Raw genomic sequence first — 3,493 nt, forward strand, 5'->3', positions numbered from 1 at the left:
GGACCCACCCGGGGGCCGGGCGGTGCCGGCGGGCGCGGCGGCGGGCCGGGCGGCATCCTCAGCGCCCCCACACCGTCGTCGCAGGTCACAGGGTTGATCGCGGCGGACGCGGACGACTTCACCTGGGCCGCGGCCACGGTGACCTCGATGCAGGCGGCGGGTTACCAGCTCGCGTCGGGGGCACCGGTGCTCGCCGTCGGCGGGTTCAACGGCACCGACCCCTACCCGACGCTCGCGCAGTTCCAGCAGATGGTGGCGCAGCACCGGATCCACTGGTTCATCGGCTCCGCGGGCAGCGGGATGATCTCCACCGCCTCCGGCGGCAGCGACGACGCGCGTCTCATCGCCGAGTGGGTCGCGGCGACGTTCCCGGCCCGCACCGTCGACGGCGTCACCCTCCACGACCTGAGCGCGTCGTGACCCGGCGGGCGGTCGACCGGCTCACAGCCGACGCACAGGTCGATCACACGGCCGCGACAGCGCAGGCCCCGATCGTCGATCCCATGACCACAGTCGTCGCCGGCCCCGCGACCGGCACCCACCCGGGCCACCCCGAGGCGCGTCCGTCCGACCGCGGCCGGACCGTGCTCGACATCGTCGTCCCCGTCTTCGACGAGGAGCGCGAGCTGGAGTCCTCGGTGCGGCGCCTGCACGCGTTCCTCACCTCCGGGTTCCCCTACTCGTTCCGGATCACCGTCGCCGACAACGCCAGCACCGACGCCACCCCGGTGATCGCCCGGCGGCTGGCCGCCGAGATCCCCGAGGTCCGCACGGTGCGCCTGGAGGAGAAGGGCCGCGGCCGCGCCCTGCGCCGGGTCTGGTCGGACTCCGAGGCCGATGTCCTCGCCTACTGCGACGTCGACCTGTCCACCGACCTCGGCGCGCTGCTCCCGCTCGTCGCCCCGCTCGTGTCCGGGCACTCCGACCTGGCGATCGGGACCCGGCTGGGTCGCGGCTCGCGGGTGGTGCGGGGCCCGAAGCGGGAGTTCATCTCGCGCAGCTACAACCTGATCCTGCGCGGCGCGCTCTCGGCCCGCTTCTCCGACGCCCAGTGCGGGTTCAAGGCGATCCGCTCCGACGTGGCACGGCGACTGCTTCCGCTGGTCGAGGACACCGGCTGGTTCTTCGACACCGAGCTGCTGGTGCTGGCCGAGCGGTCCGGGCTGCGCATCCACGAGGTGCCGGTCGACTGGGTCGACGACCCGGACTCCAGCGTGGACATCGTGGCGACGGCCGTCGCGGACCTGAAGGGCGTGTGGCGGGTCGGCCGGGCACTGGCGACGGGTGCGCTGCCGCTGGCCGAGGTCCGCGCGCAGCTCGGGCGGGCGCCGCTGGCCCCGCCGGAGGTGCCGGGGGTGCCGCGGGCGATGCCGTTCCAGCTGGCCCGCTTCGCCGCGATCGGCGTCGTCTCGACGGCGGCGAACCTGGTGCTGTTCCTCGCCCTGCGGGGGGTGCTCGGGCCGATCGCGGCGAACGTCGTCGCGATGCTGTTGTGCGCGGTCGTGAACACGGCGCTGAACCGGCGGTTCACCTTCGGCGTCCGCGGCCGGGGCCGGGCGGTCACCCACCAGTTCCAGGGCCTTGTCGTGTTCGCCCTGGGACTGGGGCTGACCACCGGTGCACTCGTCGTTCTCGGAGCGGTCGCGCCCGGCGCGCACCCGGCCGTCGAGGTGGCGGTGATCGTCGGGGCCAACCTGGTCGCGACGGTGCTGCGCTTCGTCCTGTTCCGCGCCTGGGTGTTCCGTCCCCGGGCCTCCGCCACCACCCCGATGGAGAAGGCGACCCTGCAGTGACCAGCACCCTCGACCGGAACCCCACACGGTCCGACGCCTCCCCACCCCCGGCCGGCGGTTCGCACCGCCGGCTCCGGGCCGCATCGGTGATCGCTCTCCTCACCGGCACCGGCCTGCTCTACCTGTGGGACCTCGGCTCCTCGGGCTGGGCCAACTCCTTCTACGCCGCCGCGGTCCAGGCCGGGGCGAACGACTGGACGGCGTTCTTCTTCGGCTCGCTCGACCCGCAGAACTCCATCACCGTCGACAAGCCGCCCGCGTCGCTGTGGCCGATGGCGCTCGCCGCCCGGATCGTCGGGTTCAACTCCTGGAGCCTGCTGGTCCCCCAGGCACTGATGGGCATCGCCGCGGTCGGACTGCTCTACGCCGCGGTGCGCCGGGTGTCCGGGCACGGCGCCGGGCTGCTCGCCGGGACGCTGCTGGCGCTGACTCCGGTCGCGGCGCTGATGTTCCGGTTCGACAACCCCGACGCGCTGCTGACGCTGCTGCTCGTCCTGGCGGCGTACCTGCTGGTCCGTGGTCTGGAGGACGGCCGGACCCGGTGGATCGCCGCAGTCGGGCTGGTGCTGGGGTTCGCGTTCCTGACCAAGTCCCTGCAGGCGTTCCTGGTGCTGCCCGGTCTGGCTCTGGCTTGGCTGTGGGCCGCGCCCGGCCGTCCGTGGCGACGGGTGTGGCAGCTTCTCATCGGCGGTGCCGGGATCATCGTCGGCTCCGGCTGGTGGCTGCTCGCCGTCGCGCTGTGGCCGGTCGACGCCCGCCCGTACATCGGCGGGTCCGGGGACAACACCCCGCTCGGACTGGCGTTCGGCTACAACGGTCTCGGCCGCATCGTCGGCGGCGAGGTCGGCGGGCCCGGCGGTGGCGGGAGGCCCGGTGCCGCGTTCGGCGGCGGGATGCCCGACGCCGCCGGTCTCCCGGGCGGCGCGGCCGGTGCCGTGCCCGGGGGCGGCATGCCACCGGGCGGGCCCGGGGGCGGTATGGGCGCGGCCTTCGGCGGCCGGGCCGGGTTCCTGCGGATGTTCGGCGATTCCTTCGGCACCCAGGTCTCCTGGCTGCTGCCGGCCGCGCTGCTCCTGTTCGTCGCGGCGCTGGTGCTCCGTGGTCGAGCCGCGCGCACCGACGCGGTCCGCGGTTCGCTGATCGTGTGGGGCGGCTGGACGCTGGTGACCGTGCTGGTGCTGTCCTTCATGGAGGGCATCGTCCACCCGTACTACGCGGTTGCCCTCGCGCCCGGGATCGCGGCGCTGGTCGCGGTCGGCGCCCGCGAGCTCCTGCGGTACCGGGACCGCCGGTGGGTCCGTGGGGTGCTCGCCGTCGCCTCCGCCGGGACCGCGGTGTGGGCGTTCGTACTGCTCGGCGGGTCGCCGCAGTTCCTGCCGTGGCTGCGGTGGGTGGTGCTGGTGGCGGGCGTCGCCGCCGGCGCGGCGTTGCTGGTCCCCGCCCGGGGGCGACGGTGGCTCGCCGTGGTCCTCGGCGTCGCGGTCCTGAGTGGGGTCGCCGCGCCGGCCGCGTACGCGGTCCAGACCGCGGCGACCACGCACGAGGGCTCCACACCGATGGCCGGGCCGTCGGGCGCCGGCGCCGACCGGGGCATGGGCGGGCCCCGCGACCGACGGGGCGGGGCAGACCGGGCCGACGGCACCGACGCGGGCATACCGGGGACCACGACCGGTGCCGGCCCGTCGGGCACCGGCGCCACC

At 75.1% G+C, this 3,493-nt stretch carries 2 protein-coding genes and 1 pseudogene; all 3 read left to right on the forward strand.

Features of this window, described 5'->3' with window-relative positions; translation table 11 throughout:
- Positions 1 to 420 (forward strand): annotated as a pseudogene (locus NH602_RS29385) (glycosyl transferase); the annotation flags it as partial.
- 83 nt (positions 421 to 503) lie between these two features.
- On the forward strand, positions 504 to 1,793 hold the full coding sequence (locus tag NH602_RS29390) for a bifunctional glycosyltransferase family 2/GtrA family protein (protein ID WP_179760809.1): 1,290 nt from the start codon (positions 504 to 506) through the stop codon (positions 1,791 to 1,793).
- The coding region (locus tag NH602_RS31680; protein WP_308292895.1) for a glycosyltransferase family 39 protein at positions 1,790 to 3,493 on the forward strand (1,704 nt) is incomplete at its 3' end. The genes NH602_RS29390 and NH602_RS31680, both read left to right, overlap by 4 nt.

The sequence above is a fragment of the Pseudonocardia sp. McavD-2-B genome (assembly GCF_024124365.1).
GTDB lineage: Bacteria > Actinomycetota > Actinomycetes > Mycobacteriales > Pseudonocardiaceae > Pseudonocardia > Pseudonocardia alni.